This is a genomic window from Bacillus sp. MM2020_4 (assembly GCF_011250555.1).
Taxonomy (GTDB): Bacteria; Bacillota; Bacilli; order Bacillales; family Cytobacillaceae; genus Neobacillus.
In genome coordinates, this window is record NZ_JAANMZ010000003.1 from 1 (window position 1) to 16,252 (window position 16,252).

Annotated in this window: 9 protein-coding genes, 21 tRNA genes and 2 rRNA genes; 31 read left to right on the top strand and 1 reads right to left on the bottom strand. The window is 41.9% G+C overall.

What is annotated here, in order from left to right:
* From G6554_RS03660 to G6554_RS03795, 28 genes are all read left to right on the top strand, one after another.
* A 23S ribosomal RNA gene (locus tag G6554_RS03660) occupies positions 1–232 on the top strand; the annotation flags it as partial.
* Between the two features lie 70 nt (positions 233–302).
* Positions 303–419, top strand: a 5S ribosomal RNA gene (rrf, locus tag G6554_RS03665).
* Positions 420–429: 10 nt separating this feature from the next.
* Positions 430–505: transfer RNA gene (locus G6554_RS03670), tRNA-Val, on the top strand.
* Between the two features lie 20 nt (positions 506–525).
* A tRNA-Thr gene (locus G6554_RS03675) sits at positions 526–598 on the top strand.
* An 8-nt stretch (positions 599–606) separates the two neighbouring features.
* A tRNA-Lys gene (locus G6554_RS03680) sits at positions 607–682 on the top strand.
* Positions 683–717: 35 nt separating this feature from the next.
* A tRNA-Leu gene (locus G6554_RS03685) sits at positions 718–799 on the top strand.
* Positions 800–807: 8 nt separating this feature from the next.
* Positions 808–879, top strand: a tRNA-Gly gene (locus G6554_RS03690).
* Positions 880–888: 9 nt separating this feature from the next.
* Positions 889–977 (top strand) — tRNA-Leu (locus G6554_RS03695).
* A gap of 35 nt (positions 978–1,012) precedes the next feature.
* Positions 1,013–1,089 (top strand) — tRNA-Arg (locus tag G6554_RS03700).
* 6 nt (positions 1,090–1,095) lie between these two features.
* Positions 1,096–1,172: transfer RNA gene (locus G6554_RS03705), tRNA-Pro, on the top strand.
* 18 nt (positions 1,173–1,190) lie between these two features.
* Positions 1,191–1,266, top strand: a tRNA-Ala gene (locus G6554_RS03710).
* 19 nt (positions 1,267–1,285) lie between these two features.
* Positions 1,286–1,362: transfer RNA gene (locus tag G6554_RS03715), tRNA-Met, on the top strand.
* 25 nt (positions 1,363–1,387) lie between these two features.
* Positions 1,388–1,464, top strand: a tRNA-Ile gene (locus tag G6554_RS03720).
* A gap of 17 nt (positions 1,465–1,481) precedes the next feature.
* Positions 1,482–1,574 (top strand) — tRNA-Ser (locus G6554_RS03725).
* A 32-nt stretch (positions 1,575–1,606) separates the two neighbouring features.
* Positions 1,607–1,680: transfer RNA gene (locus tag G6554_RS03730), tRNA-Met, on the top strand.
* 3 nt (positions 1,681–1,683) lie between these two features.
* A tRNA-Asp gene (locus tag G6554_RS03735) sits at positions 1,684–1,760 on the top strand.
* Between the two features lie 8 nt (positions 1,761–1,768).
* Positions 1,769–1,844: transfer RNA gene (locus G6554_RS03740), tRNA-Phe, on the top strand.
* Between the two features lie 25 nt (positions 1,845–1,869).
* Positions 1,870–1,945 (top strand) — tRNA-His (locus tag G6554_RS03745).
* A 7-nt stretch (positions 1,946–1,952) separates the two neighbouring features.
* Positions 1,953–2,026, top strand: a tRNA-Gly gene (locus tag G6554_RS03750).
* A gap of 6 nt (positions 2,027–2,032) precedes the next feature.
* Positions 2,033–2,106: transfer RNA gene (locus G6554_RS03755), tRNA-Ile, on the top strand.
* Between the two features lie 12 nt (positions 2,107–2,118).
* Positions 2,119–2,193, top strand: a tRNA-Asn gene (locus G6554_RS03760).
* Between the two features lie 5 nt (positions 2,194–2,198).
* A tRNA-Ser gene (locus G6554_RS03765) sits at positions 2,199–2,289 on the top strand.
* 17 nt (positions 2,290–2,306) lie between these two features.
* Positions 2,307–2,378 (top strand) — tRNA-Glu (locus tag G6554_RS03770).
* A 439-nt stretch (positions 2,379–2,817) separates the two neighbouring features.
* Positions 2,818–4,767 (top strand): 1,4-alpha-glucan branching protein GlgB, encoded by a 1,950-nt coding sequence (gene glgB, locus G6554_RS03775; protein ID WP_166238909.1) that lies wholly within the window; start codon positions 2,818–2,820, stop codon positions 4,765–4,767.
* On the top strand, positions 4,709–5,854 hold the full coding sequence (locus G6554_RS03780) for a glucose-1-phosphate adenylyltransferase (protein WP_166238911.1): 1,146 nt from the start codon (positions 4,709–4,711) through the stop codon (positions 5,852–5,854). Before glgB ends, G6554_RS03780 begins: the two co-directional genes overlap by 59 nt.
* Positions 5,855–5,898: 44 nt before the next feature.
* Entirely contained in the window at positions 5,899–6,930 is a 1,032-nt protein-coding gene (locus G6554_RS03785) for a GlgC family sugar phosphate nucleotidyltransferase (RefSeq protein ID WP_166238913.1), read from the top strand.
* Positions 6,927–8,378, top strand: a complete 1,452-nt coding sequence (gene glgA, locus G6554_RS03790) for a glycogen synthase GlgA (protein ID WP_166238915.1) — start codon at positions 6,927–6,929, stop codon at positions 8,376–8,378. The genes G6554_RS03785 and glgA overlap by 4 nt, the downstream gene beginning before the upstream one ends.
* The gene (locus tag G6554_RS03795; protein WP_166238917.1) at positions 8,368–10,764 is read left to right on the top strand and encodes a glycogen/starch/alpha-glucan phosphorylase; all 2,397 of its coding nucleotides are present in this window, start codon (positions 8,368–8,370) and stop codon (positions 10,762–10,764) included. The genes glgA and G6554_RS03795 overlap by 11 nt, the downstream gene beginning before the upstream one ends.
* Positions 10,765–10,987: 223 nt before the next feature.
* Here G6554_RS03795 and G6554_RS03800 read toward each other — a convergent pair whose 3' ends face one another.
* On the bottom strand, positions 10,988–11,926 hold the full coding sequence (locus G6554_RS03800) for a 1,4-dihydroxy-2-naphthoate polyprenyltransferase (RefSeq protein WP_166238919.1): 939 nt from the start codon (positions 11,924–11,926) through the stop codon (positions 10,988–10,990).
* A gap of 354 nt (positions 11,927–12,280) precedes the next feature.
* On the opposite strand from G6554_RS03800, the gene G6554_RS03805 reads away from it, so the two are divergent.
* Genes G6554_RS03805 through menH form a run of 3 tightly spaced genes read left to right on the top strand, consistent with a single transcriptional unit; the run spans position 12,281 to position 16,249 of the window.
* Positions 12,281–13,681, top strand: coding sequence for an isochorismate synthase (locus G6554_RS03805; RefSeq protein WP_166238921.1), 1,401 nt, complete (start codon positions 12,281–12,283; stop codon positions 13,679–13,681).
* A 1-nt stretch (position 13,682) separates the two neighbouring features.
* The gene (gene menD, locus G6554_RS03810; RefSeq protein WP_166238923.1) at positions 13,683–15,431 is read left to right on the top strand and encodes a 2-succinyl-5-enolpyruvyl-6-hydroxy-3-cyclohexene-1-carboxylic-acid synthase; all 1,749 of its coding nucleotides are present in this window, start codon (positions 13,683–13,685) and stop codon (positions 15,429–15,431) included.
* A complete protein-coding gene (menH, locus tag G6554_RS03815; RefSeq protein ID WP_166238925.1) occupies positions 15,431–16,249 on the top strand; it encodes a 2-succinyl-6-hydroxy-2,4-cyclohexadiene-1-carboxylate synthase in 819 nt (272 codons plus the stop codon). The genes menD and menH overlap by 1 nt, the downstream gene beginning before the upstream one ends.
* The last annotated feature ends 3 nt before the right edge of the window (positions 16,250–16,252 follow it).

Genomic DNA, 16,252 nt, shown 5'->3' on the forward strand with positions numbered 1-16,252 from the left:
GGGATGGACGCACCGCTGGTGTACCAGTTGTTCTGCCAAGGGCATCGCTGGGTAGCTATGTGCGGACGGGATAAGTGCTGAAAGCATCTAAGCATGAAGCCCCCCTCAAGATGAGATTTCCCATAGCGCAAGCTAGTAAGAACCCTGAAAGATGATCAGGTTGATAGGTCAGAGGTGGAAGCGTGGCGACATGTGGAGCTGACTGATACTAATCGTTCGAGGACTTAACCAATTGATTATTCGTTTTTACAACTTCTTCTGCATTATCTAGTTTTGAGGGAATGATACCTCAGATAAAATAGTCTGGTAACAATGGCGAGAAGGTCACACCCGTTCCCATACCGAACACGGAAGTTAAGCTTCTCAGCGCCGATGGTAGTTGGGGCATGCGCCCCTGTGAGAGTAGGACGTTGCCAGGCTGTTATCAATGGAGGATTAGCTCAGCTGGGAGAGCATCTGCCTTACAAGCAGAGGGTCGGCGGTTCGATCCCGTCATCCTCCACCATATTATTTTCACTTTACTATGCCGGGGTAGCTCAATTGGTAGAGCAACTGACTTGTAATCAGTAGGTTGGGGGTTCAAGTCCTCTCGCCGGCACGTTGTACGAGCCATTAGCTCAGTTGGTAGAGCATCTGACTTTTAATCAGAGGGTCGAAGGTTCGAGTCCTTCATGGCTCACCAAAGTTTTTTGCGCTAGCAAAATAACTTTCAATTTAGCGGGTGTGGCGGAATTGGCAGACGCACCAGACTTAGGATCTGGCGCCGCAAGGCGTGGGGGTTCGACTCCCTTCACCCGCATTTATTTTGCGGAAGTAGTTCAGTGGTAGAACACCACCTTGCCAAGGTGGGGGTCGCGGGTTCGAATCCCGTCTTCCGCTCTCTATTAAGCCGGGGTGGCGGAACTGGCAGACGCACAGGACTTAAAATCCTGCGGTAGGTGACTACCGTACCGGTTCGATTCCGGTCCTCGGCACCAAAGTTTTTTGCGAAAGCAAAATAACTTTCAATAATGCGCCCGTAGCTCAATTGGATAGAGCGTCTGACTACGGATCAGAAGGTTGTGGATTCGACTTCTTCCGGGCGCGCCATATAAACGGGAAGTAGCTCAGCTTGGTAGAGCACTTGGTTTGGGACCAAGGGGTCGCAGGTTCGAATCCTGTCTTCCCGACCATTCAATTACTATTCTCTTGGGGTCTTAGCTCAGCTGGGAGAGCGCCTGCTTTGCACGCAGGAGGTCAGGGGTTCGATCCCCCTAGACTCCACCAATTATAAACTATTCTTTATGGCGGTGTAGCTCAGCTGGCTAGAGCGTACGGTTCATACCCGTAAGGTCGGGGGTTCGATCCCCTCCGCCGCTACCAAATGATTTATGAAGAACTTTAACTTGGACCTTTAGCTCAGCTGGTTAGAGCAGACGGCTCATAACCGTCCGGTCGTAGGTTCGAGTCCTACAAGGTCCACCAGTATCGCTTTATAATATGGAGGAATACCCAAGTTTGGCTGAAGGGATCGGTCTTGAAAACCGACAGGCGGGTTAAACCGCGCGGGGGTTCGAATCCCTCTTCCTCCGCCATATTATTTTTCAAAACGATTCATTTTTATTATCGCGGGGTGGAGCAGTCTGGTAGCTCGTCGGGCTCATAACCCGAAGGTCGCAGGTTCAAATCCTGTCCCCGCAATTTGGTCTGGTAGTTCAGTTGGTTAGAATGCCTGCCTGTCACGCAGGAGGTCGCGGGTTCGAGTCCCGTCCAGACCGCCATCTAGAGTGGCTCAGTAGCTCAGTCGGTAGAGCAAAGGACTGAAAATCCTTGTGTCGGCGGTTCGATTCCGTCCTGAGCCACCATTTTACTTTTTACAATTTCATTATGGCGATTGTGGCGAAGTGGTTAACGCACCTGATTGTGGTTCAGGCATTCGTGGGTTCGATTCCCATCAGTCGCCCCATTTTTATGCGGGTGTAGTTTAGTGGTAAAACCTCAGCCTTCCAAGCTGATGTTGTGAGTTCGATTCTCATCACCCGCTCCATTATATGGGCCTATAGCTCAGCTGGTTAGAGCGCACGCCTGATAAGCGTGAGGTCGATGGTTCGAGTCCATTTAGGCCCATTCATTTTTTATTCCGCAGTAGCTCAGTGGTAGAGCTATCGGCTGTTAACCGATCGGTCGTAGGTTCGAGTCCTACCTGCGGAGCCAACTATGGGGAAGTACTCAAGAGGCTGAAGAGGCGCCCCTGCTAAGGGTGTAGGTCGGGTGACCGGCGCGAGGGTTCAAATCCCTCCTTCTCCGCCATACACATATTCATACACGGCCCCTTGGTCAAGCGGTTAAGACACCGCCCTTTCACGGCGGTAACACGGGTTCGAATCCCGTAGGGGTCATCGGAAAAACTGATAACAAACTGTTATCAGTTTTTTTGTATTTTATTTTTGCACCAGGTATGTGATAAATCATGTCAAAAGGAAAAACCTCCAATTTACTAAAAACATTATTTTAACATAATAATCTTATGGAAATGATTTTCGCCAAAATCATTGATACCGCTTACATCTACTCCTTTTTACCCACATTTTATCCCGTTAAATTGTTAATGAATAAATAACTTTTTTTAAAAAAAGTTCAGAAAAACTTAATAGATTCCTGTCGGTTGTTGTTGAATATTTGGACGTATCCTGTCGAAGTTTGTTGGAATAGAGTTCTTTATAGAAGCTAACCTCATATGTTGTCAGAAAAGATAAAAAAGTATTTCGAGGAATATGAAGCAATACCGCTTATAATTGGTCTTTGAAATACATATTTTCATTGAGGATGAGGAGAGCCATGACAGTGAACACGTTTTTTCCAACGGATTATCAGCTGCATTTATTTCACGAAGGCAGCTACTTTCAAAGTCATCAGCTTTTTGGCGCTCATATCTTAAGGGATTCCAATCAGGTATATACCCGATTTTGCGTGTGGGCCCCAAATGCCATTCATGTAAGGCTACTGGGCGATTTTAATAACTGGAATGGTGAAGGATATGAACTGCAAAAGGTTAATGATGGGGGAATATGGATTATTGTTGTCAATCAAGACTTTGGAGGAAAGATTTACAAGTATGAAATTATTTCACAAACAGGAGAGAGGCTGCTGAAGGCAGATCCGTTTGCCTTTTATTCCGAAGAAAGACCCGATACCGCCTCCATCGTTTATTCCTTAAACAAGTATAAATGGAATGATGGACATTGGATGAATCGCAGGGAAAAAAAGAACTTCTTATCAGATGCAGCCATTATTTATGAGGTACACCTAGGATCTTGGAAGAAGCATGACATTGAAGACTACCTAACCTATCAGGAGTTGGCTTCAGCACTAATTCCCTATGTGGTAGAGCATGGTTTTACCCATATTGAAATTTTACCTATTGTCGAGCACCCGCTCGATGCATCATGGGGTTATCAAGGAACTGGCTATTTTTCAGTCACATCCAGGTATGGTACGCCTGACGAATTCAGATACTTCGTGGATCAGTGCCATCAGCACGGAATTGGTGTCATTCTGGATTGGGTCCCAGGTCACTTTTGTAAGGATGCACATGGTTTATATCGCTTCGATGGAACACACATTTATTCTTATAGTAACGCTCATGATAGGGAAAATGTCATATGGGGGACGGCCAATTTTGACTTAGGAAAAGGTGAAGTGCAAAGCTTCCTTATCTCAAACGCCCTCTTTTGGATCGACTATTTCCATATTGATGGTTTTCGAATGGATGCTGTTGCAAACATTATTTATTGGCCCAATTCAACTGGTGGAAAACGAGAAAATCCGTTTGGAATTCAATTTTTAAAAAGGTTAAATAAAGAAATTCATGAATTTGATCCCCATTTTCTAATGATTGGTGAAGATTCTACCGAGTTTCCAAATGTGACTGCACCAGTCCTTTATGGCGGTTTGGGCTTTGATTATAAATGGAATATGGGCTGGATGAATGACATGCTTAAATATATGGAAACACCCCCATATGCTCGCTCACAGGTTCATTCAAAGGTTACGTTTTCGCTTTTGTATGCCTTTTTAGAAAATTTTATGCTGCCGTTATCTCATGATGAAGTAGTCCATGGGAAAAAGTCACTTTTAGATAAGATGCCGGGGGATTATTGGGAGAAATTTGCCCAGCTAAGACTGTTATTAGGTTATATGTTTGCCCACCCGGGGAAGAAACTCTTATTTATGGGCTTTGAATTTGGTCAGTTTGCTGAATGGAAAGACAGAGAACAACTGGATTGGAACTTACTAGAGTATGACATGCACCGTAACTTAAACACATATGTAAAAGTATTAATGAAACTTTATAAACGCTCGAAAGCATTGTATGAATTAGATCATTTGCAGGATGGATTTGAATGGATTGATGCTAATAATAGTCATCAATCGATTTTCTCCTTTATTCGAAAAGGAAAAAAGGCAGAGGATTTTTTACTCGTTATTTGTAACTTTACGGGAGTAAATTACCCGGTTTATAAAATCGGTGTCCCTAAAGAAGGCGAGTATCGAGAAGTTTTGAATAGCGACCTACAAGAATACGGTGGGACCGGATTAACGAATAAGAAGACAATTTTGGCCAGCGAAAAGCCGTTTCATGGCCAGCCATTCTCATTAGAGATAACGATTCCCCCGTTTGGTTTTCAAATTATCAGACCAGTTAAAAAACGAAAGGAGCGAAAAGGAAATGGGAAAGAAAAAGTGCGTAGCCATGTTGTTAGCAGGAGGGAAAGGAAGCAGACTTAATTCGCTGACAAGAGATTTGGCAAAACCAGCCGTTCCATTTGGCGGGAAATACCGAATCATTGATTTTACCTTAAGTAACTGCGTTAATTCTGGTATTGATACAGTAGGGGTGTTAACGCAGTACCAACCGCTTCTATTAAATTCGTATATTGGAATTGGCAGTGCTTGGGATCTTGATCGTAAGGATGGCGGGGTAACCGTTCTACCACCTTATAGTGAGTCTTCGGAAGTAAAGTGGTATACCGGAACAGCAAGCGCCATTTATCAAAACCTGAATTATTTGAAACAATATAATCCGGAATATGTATTAATCCTATCTGGAGACCATATTTACAAAATGAATTACGAAAGCATGCTCGAATATCATATTGAAAAAAGAGCGGATGTGACGATTTCCTTAATAGAGGTTCCCTGGGTTGAAGCCAGCCGTTTTGGGATCATGAATACAACCGACGATATGAGAATATCAGAGTTTGAAGAAAAGCCTAGCAATCCCAAAAATAATCTTGCATCCATGGGCATTTATATCTTTAACTGGAATATATTGAAGGAATATTTAGAAATGGATGAACGCAATCCAGATTCAAGCCATGACTTTGGGAAAGATGTATTACCACTGCTATTAGAGGAAAATAAGAAATTGTTCGCCTATCCGTTTCAGGGGTATTGGAAGGATGTCGGTACAGTCCAAAGCCTGTGGGAGGCAAACATGGATCTTTTAGGTGAAGATTGCGAGTTAGACTTATTTGACCATGATTGGAGAATTTATTCGGTCAATCCGAATCAACCGCCACAATATATTTCTTCGGATGCAATTGTTAGAGAGTCACTGATTAATGAAGGTTGTACCATCGAAGGGGAAATTGAAAAGTCTGTTTTGTTTCAAGGTGTAGCGGTTGGTAAGGGCAGCACGATAAAAGAATCGGTCATTATGCCTGACGCAAAGATTGGAAATAACTGCTTGATAGAAAAGGCGATTGTCCCATGTGATGTTACTGTACCAGACGGGACAGTCATTCGTTCCCTTGATGACGAAATTATTCTTGTTACCGAAGAAGTGTTAAAAGGACTATATCCTGCCTATTAAATCTCATACATTTGTTAATTAGAAAAACTGGAGGGGAATTTGGAGTGAAAAGAAAGCTATTAGGCGTTATTGATGCCACAACTTATCATGATGATTTAGAAGATCTTTTAACACATCGCTCACTTGCCGCATTACCTTTTGCGGGTCGGTACCGGATTATTGACTTTGTACTTTCAAATATGGTGAATTCAGGGATTCGCAGTGTGGCGATTTTTCCAAAAATGCAATATCGCTCGCTCATGGACCATTTAGGTTCAGGGAAGAATTGGGACTTAAACCGAAAGCGTGACGGTCTGTTCTTTTTCCCATCCCCGATAGTGGATAATGACGGCAATAAAATTGGCTCGTTTGAACATTTCGCAGCCAATATGGACTATTTTCATCGCAGTACACAAGAGTATGCAATTATTGCGAACTGTAACACGATTTTGAATATGGATCTTAGACCAATATTTGATTGGCATAGACAGGCAAAATGTGATATTACTGAAATCCATCACGAGGATGGAAGTTCAATGGAAATGTATATGATCAAAACTTCCTTACTTATCAAATTGATTGAAGGAAGACATGAAACAGGCTATACCTGTATAAAGGATGTTGTAACGGCTATTCATAACGAATATGCTATTTGTCACTATGAATATGACGGCTATGCCGTAATGATAGATTCGATTGAAAGCTACTTCTCTACAAGTATGAAACTGCTGCAGTCGGATGTGTGGAGGAAACTATTTTTAAAAGAGCAGCCGATTTTGACGAAAGTAAAGGATGAACCGCCCACTAAATATGTAACAGATTCCGTGGTTAAAAATGCAATGATTGCGAATGGCTGCTTCATCAGCGGGACGGTGGAAAATAGTATCATCTCTCGTGGGGTTAAAATTGGGAAGGGTGCGGTTATTAAGAACTGTATTATCATGCAAAAGTGCCAAATCGAGGAGAATTGTTATTTAGACTCCGTTATTTTGGATAAAGATGTAAAGATTGAAGCAGGAACACGGTTAACCGGAACTGCACATTCACCATATGTTATTCGTAAAGGTTTGAAACAAGGAGCGTTGATGAACTCGTGAAAGTATTATTTGCCGTTTCGGAGTGTGGACCATTTGCTAAATCGGGAGGGCTTGCTGATGTTGCAGGCTCTCTCCCAAAAGAATTAAAGAGCCAAGGAACAGACGTTAGAGTGATGGTTCCCAAATATGGAACCATTGCTGAAGAATATAAGCAAAAAATGAAAAAGGTCAAGGAATTTACCGTACCTGTTGGCTGGAGAAATCAATATTGTGGAGTTGATGAGCTTACTTATCAAGGGGTTACCTATTATTTCATTGATAATGAATACTATTTTAAACGGGATAATCTTTATGGATATTTTGATGATGGCGAAAGATTTGCCTATTTTAATCGGGCAGTACTCGAGTCCTTAGCACAACTGGATTTTATTCCGGATGTTCTTCATTGCCATGATTGGCATACCGCGATGATTCCATTTCTCCTTAGAACGGAATATTTCAAGCGAAAAGGATATGGGCAAATCCGGACAGTGTTCACCATTCATAATCTGCAATTTCAAGGGATTTTTCCAAAAGAGGTACTGGGCGATTTGCTAGGTATGGATAACCATTCATTCCACACTGGCCAATTAGAGTTCTTCGGGAATATCAATTTTATGAAGGGGGCGCTTGTGGCAGCTGATAAAATAACGACCGTGAGCCCTACGTATAAAAAGGAAATTCAAACACCTGTATATGGAGAAAAGCTTGATGGTCTTTTGCGGGAAAGAGATGAGGATCTGACCGGAATATTAAATGGAATTGATGAGGAATTTTACAATCCGGCAATTGACCCGCTCATTGATCAGACATTTAAAGCAGAAACGGTTCAAAAGAAGGCAATTAACAAAAAAGAGATTCAAAAAAGATTTGGCTTGGCGCAAAGTGCCGGGACACCATTACTTGTGATGATTTCAAGGCTAACAAGGCAAAAGGGTTTAGAACTGGTTAAGTGTGTCCTTCGTGAAATTTTGCAAGAGGATGTACAGGTAATCATTCTCGGAACAGGTGATTATGAATATGAGGAACATTTAAGGCAGGCGGCTCGAATCTATCCTGAAAAGTTAAAGGTTCATACCGGTTTTAATGAGGAACTTGCCCATAAGCTTTATGCCGCTGCAGACTTATTTTTAATGCCATCGCTATTTGAACCGTGCGGTCTTGGTCAACTGATTGCGATGAAATACGGTGCCATCCCAATCGTTCGTGAAACGGGAGGCTTAAATGATACCGTTAAGGCATGGAATGAATTTACCGGTGAAGGAAACGGCTTCTCCTTCAGTAACTTTAATGCCCACGATATGCTTTTTACCATTCAAAGAGCGGTCAGCTTTTATTATGATAAAAAGAGTTGGGAATCGATTGTCAGGCAGGCAATGAAAAAGGACTATAGCTGGGCCCAATCGGCATTTAGTTATAACCAGCTCTATGCTGCGCTTGTTTCAAGGAGTGAAACGCATGTTTTCTAGTACAATAGAGTTTAAGAACACCTTTCTTAAAAGACTCGAGATGCAGTGCGGAAAGAGTTTTTCAGAGAGCTCATCAAGGGATCATTATCAAACCCTGGGCAGTATGATTCGTGAGTTTGTCAGTAATGACTGGATTGCAACGAATGAACGATATCTTGCTTCAGAGGGAAAGCAGGTCTATTATTTATCAATTGAGTATTTATTAGGAAAGTTATTAAGGCAAAATTTAATTAACTTAGGTGTAGAGCAAACAGTGCAAGTTGGACTTCAGGAGTTAGGAATTGATTTGGATGCACTCGAGGAATTAGAAGCGGATGCAGGCCTAGGAAACGGCGGTTTAGGAAGATTAGCCGCCTGTTTTCTAGACTCACTTGCCTCCTTAAATCTACCGGGTCATGGCCACGGTATTCGTTATAAACACGGCCTGTTTGAACAAAAAATTGTCGATGGCTATCAAGTGGAATTGCCGGAGCAATGGTTACGAAGCGGTAATGTTTGGGAAATTCGAAAGGCGGATCGTGCAGTGAAAATCCCGTTTTGGGGTAAGGTGGAGGCCAAGATGGAAAATAATCGCCTCGTTTTTCATCATCAGAATGCTGAAACTGTAACGGCCGTCCCACATGATATGCCTGTTATCGGGTTTCAATCGAATAACATCAATACGCTAAGGCTTTGGAATGCGGAGCCTTCACCCTTTCCGATTCATAAGGATATTTTAAAATACAAGCGTGAGACTGAGTCGATTTCCGAGTTTTTATACCCTGATGATACCCATGATGAGGGGAAAATTTTACGGTTGAAGCAGCAATACTTTTTAGTATCGGCGAGCATCCAATCGATTGTAAGAACCTACAGGAAGCAGCACGCCAGCTTGGAGCAGCTCCATAAACATATTTGTATCCATATAAACGACACCCACCCTGTCTTGGCTATTCCAGAGCTAATGAGAATCTTGATTGATGAGGAAGGCTATGATTGGGACAAGGCATGGCATGTAACGAAACATACCATTTCCTATACCAATCATACGACATTATCGGAAGCGTTAGAAAAATGGCCAATACATATTTTTCAACCGTTATTGCCAAGAATCTTTATGATTGTCGAAGAAATCAATGAGCGTTTTTGCCAGGAGCTTTGGGAACAGACTCCTGGCGATTGGCAGAGAATTGGTGAACTAGCCATTATAGCGGATAACTATGTGAAAATGGCCCATTTGGCGATTGTCGGCAGCTTTAGTGTAAATGGTGTGGCCAAGTTGCATACGGAAATATTGAAGAAACGAGAGATGAAACCGTTTTATGAATTGTTTCCAGAGAAATTTAACAATAAAACCAATGGAATAGCTTATCGGCGCTGGCTGTTAAAAGCCAATCCAAATTTATCAGCACTTATCACGGATTCAATAGGGCCTTCTTGGACTTATTCGGCCGAGGAACTTTCCCAGTTACTTAGGTATCAAAATGATTCTGCCTTTTTAGAGCAGCTGTTAAAAATTAAAAATGAAAATAAACAGAGGCTTGCGGATATTATTTTGGATAAAACAGGAGTAGGTGTTGATACTGGAGCTATTTTTGACGTTCAGGTAAAAAGGCTTCATGCCTATAAGCGGCAGCTGTTAAACGTATTACACATTATGCATTTATATAACCGGATGAAAGAGGATTCAAACTTTTCAACCGCACCGAGGGTGTTTATTTTTGGAGCTAAGGCATCACCTGGTTATTATTATGCGAAAAAGATTATCAAATTAATTAACACGGTTGCCGAGAAAGTAAATAATGACCCACAAATCGGGGATAAGATGAAGGTAATCTTTCTAGAGAATTATCGTGTTTCCCTAGCTGAAAAAATCTTTCCTGCCTCGGATGTAAGTGAACAAATCTCTACAGCAAGTAAAGAGGCATCAGGTACCGGAAATATGAAATTTATGATTAATGGTGCCTTAACTGTAGGGACATTGGATGGTGCCAATATTGAGATTCGTGAGTTAGTTGGCGATGAAAATATTTTTACTTTTGGATTAACGGCAGATGAAGTGCTTCATTATTATCAGTATGGCGGCTACCAATCGCGCGAGTATTATCATCATGATTATCGAATCAAACAGGCTGTCGATCAGCTTGTAAATGGATTTTTCCCGGGGGTTCAAAATGAATTTGAGCCGATAGTTGATTCGTTAGTAGAGGAAAATGATCAATATTTTGTTTTAAAGGATTTTGCCGCCTATACCGACATTCAACGTACAATTGGTGAAACGTTTATGGATAAGGCAAAGTGGCAAAAAATGAGCTTGGCAAATATTGCACAGGCCGGCTATTTCTCGAGTGACCGAACGATAAAGGAATATGCTGATGAAATATGGAGGATTAAACCACTGTATTAAAAAAGGCTTCTGCCGTTACGGCAGAAGTCTTTTGCTTAAAAAGATATGAAAATATAAATTTTCGACTTTGAGAAATGTCCAGCTCCAGCACCCTAGCGGCTAGTGTCCTTCGCTCTCCGCCCTACGATAAGTCAACATCGGATCACTCCGCTCTCCGTGTTTCCTTTATCTCAGTTGGAGCGCTCCAGGCCATACGCCGCTGACCAGGGCGCTTGCGCTTTTCTTATGAAAAATAGTGACCGATAAAAATACCGACTGCAAGTAGAAATCCAAAAATGGTGTTCGTTTGAGCCGTCGCAATCATTGCTGGTGCCATTTTGATTGGAATAGTATTTGCGATGAAACCTTTGGTTGCTTTAATCGCTTTCGGAGCACTCAGAATAACGATTGCTGTCCAAAATGGAACATTTCCGCTAATGATAAGCCCCAAAACCCATAGATAGGAAAAGGTGAACATCCCGGCTAATAAATAAATAGCTCTCTTTTTTCCTAAAAGAATGGCAACGGTTTTACGGCCATTTTCCTTATCACCATCAAGGTCGCGGATATTATTGGATAACATAATCATCCCAACTAAAATCATACTTGGAACGGAGACAAGGATGCTTGTGCTCGTGACTGTTCCCGTTTGAATAAAGAAGGAGATTAAAATAATCAACATCCCCATAAAAAATCCGGAAAAAAGTTCACCAAATGGTGTATAGGCAATCGGGAATGGGCCTCCGGTATAAAAATAGCCGACAGCCATACATACAAGGCCAACAACGGCTAGCCACCAGCTGCTATTCGCACAAATATATACTCCTAATAACAGGGCAATTCCATAAAATCCAAAAGCAAGGTTGATGACCGTTTTTGGTTTTATACCATCGCGGACAATCGTTCCGCCAATCCCAACCGAGTGTTCAGTATCAAGACCGCGTTTGTAATCAAAGTATTCGTTAAACATATTGGTCGCAGCTTGAATCAAAATGCTGGCAATCAACATCGCAGCAAAAAGACCAAGATGAAAACGTTCGTGTTTTAGTGCCAATGCCGTACCAAGTAAGACCGGTACAAACGAGGCGGTTAAGGTATGTGGACGGGTCATTTGCCACCAAACCTGAAAGCCTCGGTTTGATGAAACGGCAGGTTTCGAATGATGCTGTACATTTGGCTGCATATTCTTCTCTCCCCTTTTATAAAATTTTTCTCTATCTATTATAAATGTCAAAGTCTAATCCATTAGGTTTGTTGCCCAACCATTAGTTTATGTAATTCCCCTAATAGTGTCAATGGGTTTTTGCTTTCATAACCGGAAGATTATCCCTGCCTGATTATTATTATGTGGTTAGTGAGAAAATGAAAAGAGGGAAAAAGTTGTTTTCAACCTAATTGTAACAATTTTGATATATAATAAGGAATGAAACGGTATTGTAGTGACAACAATTATTGACTTCTTTACAATGGGAGTAGTAATTTAAAAGTATTAAAATGAATGGATAACAGTCATTTCGGCTGTTTTGGAGGGATTTGTTTGGTTACCATTCAAGAAACAGAAATGAAAGAAAGAGGTCTTTTGGCAGTAAATCGTGCGAAGGAACTTGGCCGGCCTATTTTAATAAGTGAAGTCCATCCTATCGATACGATTAACCCTTTGTCTTTTTTTAACATAGGAAAAGACCGCTATTGTGGGGAACGTTTTTTCTGGAAAGACCCAACAAACGAGATTGTACTAATTGGGCTTGGAATTTCAAAACAAATTCAGTCGGATCAGGCTACTGACCGCTTTTTTCATGTTGAAAGAGAGTGGAAGAGTTTTTTAGAGGATAGCATCATTTTTAACCCATATTCAAAATTGGCTGTTGGACCTCTCATGTTCGGTGGATTTTCCTTTGATCCCTATAAAGAAAAAACGGATCTGTGGTCCAAATTTGCTGATTCATTGTTCCATATTCCCAAATATTTATTGAGTGTGATTGATGGTGAGACCTATTTAACCACTAATATCGTTATTACACCAAATGATGATTCGTCGCTCTTTAGTAAGATTGTGGATGAGAGGAATCAGCTGCTTCTTTCGCTGAAACAGAATCATGGAGCGAAGCCTGCAGTTTTAGTAGAAACGAATGAAATTTCGCCTGAGGAATGGAAACAGACTGTTGATGGAGTTGTGACAGAATTAACAAACGGTCCATTAAAAAAAGTCGTCCTTGCCCGTGAGCTTCGGCTTTTCTTTACAGACAAGGTAGAGGCAGAGGCAGTGTTAGAAAATTTATATACTCAACAGCCTGCAAGCTATATCTTTGCGTTCGAATCAAATGGAGATTGTTTTATTGGGGCAACGCCAGAGCGGCTAGTGAAAAAGCGTGGTTCTGAAGTCTATTCCACCTGCTTAGCTGGCTCGATCTCACGCGGGGCTTCAGAAGAAGAAGATCAGATTTTAGGCCAAACATTGCTAAATGATCAGAAAAACCTGATTGAGCATGGGTTTGTGGTAGAAATGATTAAAGAAGCTTTAGAGGAATCGTGCGAAGAAATTATTCTACCGGACAAACCGCAATTGTTAAAAAATCGGGATATCCAGCATCTCTATACACCGGTAATCGGGAAGTGCAGCAAAGAAACATCACTACTCTTATTGGTTGAAAGACTTCATCCAACACCTGCGCTGGGAGGCTTGCCGAAGAAAGCAGCAGTTGAAAAAATAAGACAGGTGGAAGAACTTGACCGTGGCTTCTACGGTGCGCCACTCGGCTGGGTCGACTATAAGCAAAATGGTGAATTTGCTGTCTCTATTCGCTGTGGATTATTACAGGGTGACGAGGTATCGTTGTTTGCCGGCTGTGGTGTTGTAGCCGATTCAGATTCAGAAAGTGAATATTTGGAAACCAGCTTGAAGTTTACACCAATGCTTCGAGCTCTTGGGGGAAAATAACATGGATCATCAGGAAGCATTAACGGCTTATATTGCCGCATTTATTTCAGAACTTGTTTCAACAGGGGTAACGGATGTTGTTGTCAGTCCCGGTTCACGCTCTACTCCGATGGCAATGGTGATGGCAGAGCATCCTGAATTAAACGTTCATATTCATGTAGATGAACGCTCAGCCGCTTTTTTTGCTTTAGGAATTGCCAAGGCATCAAATAAACCCGTTGCGATGCTCTGTACATCAGGTACAGCAGCAGCCAACTACTTTCCAGCGATTATCGAGGCAAGGTATTCACGGGTGCCCTTAATTGTGCTAACTGCTGACAGGCCGCACGAGCTAAGAGAAGTAGGGGCACCGCAGGCAATTGATCAAATTCATTTATATGGTCATCATGTAAAATGGTTTGCTGAAATGGCTCTACCGGAGAAAAACGATGAAATCATCCGCCATGCCCGGACTGTATGCGCCCGAGCTGCAGCCATCGCGGCTGCTTCTCCAGCAGGGCCCGTCCATTTGAATTTTCCGTTCCGCGAACCGCTTATACCAAAATTGGATGATTCACTTTTTCAGATCTCAGAACGGCCAAATGGATATGTTAAAGTTCAAAATGGTGAATTCACGATTAATGATGAACAAATTAAAATGATTGCTGAAACATTAAAGGGGAAGGAAAGAGGAATTATTGTCTGTGGCAACATCGCTGACCAGCAATTTGCTAAAGCTGTAACGGAGCTTTCCGAGGTATTACACTATCCTATTTTAGCAGACCCGTTATCGCAATTGCGAAGTGGTACCCACAGCAATGTCCAAATTATTGAATCCTATGATACGTTTTTAAGAAATGAAGAGGCAAAAGGTTTCCTAAAGCCTGATGTCGTTATACGGTTTGGGGCGATGCCGGTTTCTAAAGCATTAACGATTTTTCTAAAAGAAAATCACCAGGCTGATCAATTTGTCGTGGATGGCGGCGGGGGCTGGCGTGATCCGGCAGCATTATCAACGAACATGATTTTTTGTAATGAAACGTTGTTTTGCGAAAAACTGTTGGCGCGTGTCGGCAGCGGGACGCCAGGAGATTATCTTGAGGATTGGAAACAGGTTAATGCGCTCACAAAGGAAAATATGACGCTCCTTCGTGACATAACGGATTTAAGTGAAGGCAGGTTATTTTATCAAATAGCAGAAATGCTACCTGAAGGTGCGACCCTATTTGTTGGCAATAGCATGCCAATCCGTGACGTAGATAGCTTTTTCTTAAATAATCGTAAATCAATTAAGATAATGGCAAACAGAGGTGCTAATGGCATTGATGGTACCGTTTCTACGGCATTAGGTGCAGCATTATACTCAAAGTCCTTATATTTGGTTCTTGGGGATTTAACCTTTTTCCATGATTTAAATGGACTGATCGCGGCAAAACTTTATGATATCGATATTCATATTATTCTTGTGAACAATAATGGCGGGGGTATTTTTTCCTTCTTACCGCAATCGGAACATCCGAAAAACTTTGAGCTTTTATTTGGAACACCTCTTACAATCGAATTCGAGCACGCTGTCAGGATGTTTAACGGAGAATTTGTGAAAATAATGAATTGGCAGCATTTGGAGTTAGAAATGAAAAAGAGTAAGGGTCAATCCGGTATTCACGTGTACGAAGTTGCGACAAAAAGAGATGAAAATCTCCAGGAGCATCGTGGATTTTGGGCATCTGTTTCCCAGGAAATATCAAGTTTCGTCAAAGGTAAGCAGTAATGGACATTACTGTCGATAGAATTCGCTATCATGTGGAGGTTTGTGGTAATGGAACCTCAGCGCTTGTCGTATTGCATGGATTTACGGGAGATGCCTCTACATGGATGCCATTTTTTGAGTCCTGGGGCCAGCATTCTTTGGTAATTGCTCCGGACATTATTGGACACGGTAAGACGGAGTCACCTAATGAGATTAAACGTTATCAAATAGAAGTAGCTGCTAGTGACTTGAATCGGATTCTTGATGAATTAGCTGTGGAGCAAATAGATTTACTTGGCTATTCAATGGGGGGCAGACTTGCCCTTACTTTTGCACTGCTATTTCCAAATAGAGTTCGGAGGTTAATCTTAGAAAGCGCCTCTCCAGGGCTGGAAACAGAGGATGAGAGAGAACTCCGTCGTATGAAAGATACGGAACTTGCAAAATTTATTGTTAATGAGGGGATTACATCATTTGTTGATTATTGGGAGGATATTCCCCTGTTTTCATCAATGAAACGACTCCCCGCAGAGGTTATTCAATCTATCAGGTCTCAGCGGTTACATAATTCTGTTTTAGGTCTGGCAAATAGTTTACTTGGAATGGGGACAGGCGCACAGCCTTCCTGGTGGGGTTCCCCTATAAAAAAGCTTGAATGTGAGGTTTTGCTGCTAACCGGTGCGGAGGATAAAAAGTTTTGTGGGATTGCAGAGAGAATGCTGAAGTCTCTTAAAAAGGGTTCTTGGGTTGCCGTTGAAAATTGTGGCCATGCAATTCATGTGGAAGAATCACAAAAGTTTGGTACAATAGTAAGTGACTTTTTGTCAAAAAAGCGATAAAGG

What these genes read in the sequence shown, in the direction of transcription:
- G6554_RS03800 (WP_166238919.1), bottom strand. Translation starts at nt 11,926, where the DNA reads ATGCAGCCAAATGTACAGCATCATTCGAAACCTGCCGTTTCATCAAAC.
- menH (WP_166238925.1), top strand. Translation starts at nt 15,431, where the DNA reads ATGGACATTACTGTCGATAGAATTCGCTATCATGTGGAGGTTTGTGGT.
- glgB (WP_166238909.1), top strand. Translation starts at nt 2,818, where the DNA reads ATGACAGTGAACACGTTTTTTCCAACGGATTATCAGCTGCATTTATTT.
- G6554_RS03780 (WP_166238911.1), top strand. Translation starts at nt 4,709, where the DNA reads ATGGGAAAGAAAAAGTGCGTAGCCATGTTGTTAGCAGGAGGGAAAGGA.
- menD (WP_166238923.1), top strand. Translation starts at nt 13,683, where the DNA reads ATGGATCATCAGGAAGCATTAACGGCTTATATTGCCGCATTTATTTCA.
- G6554_RS03795 (WP_166238917.1), top strand. Translation starts at nt 8,368, where the DNA reads ATGTTTTCTAGTACAATAGAGTTTAAGAACACCTTTCTTAAAAGACTC.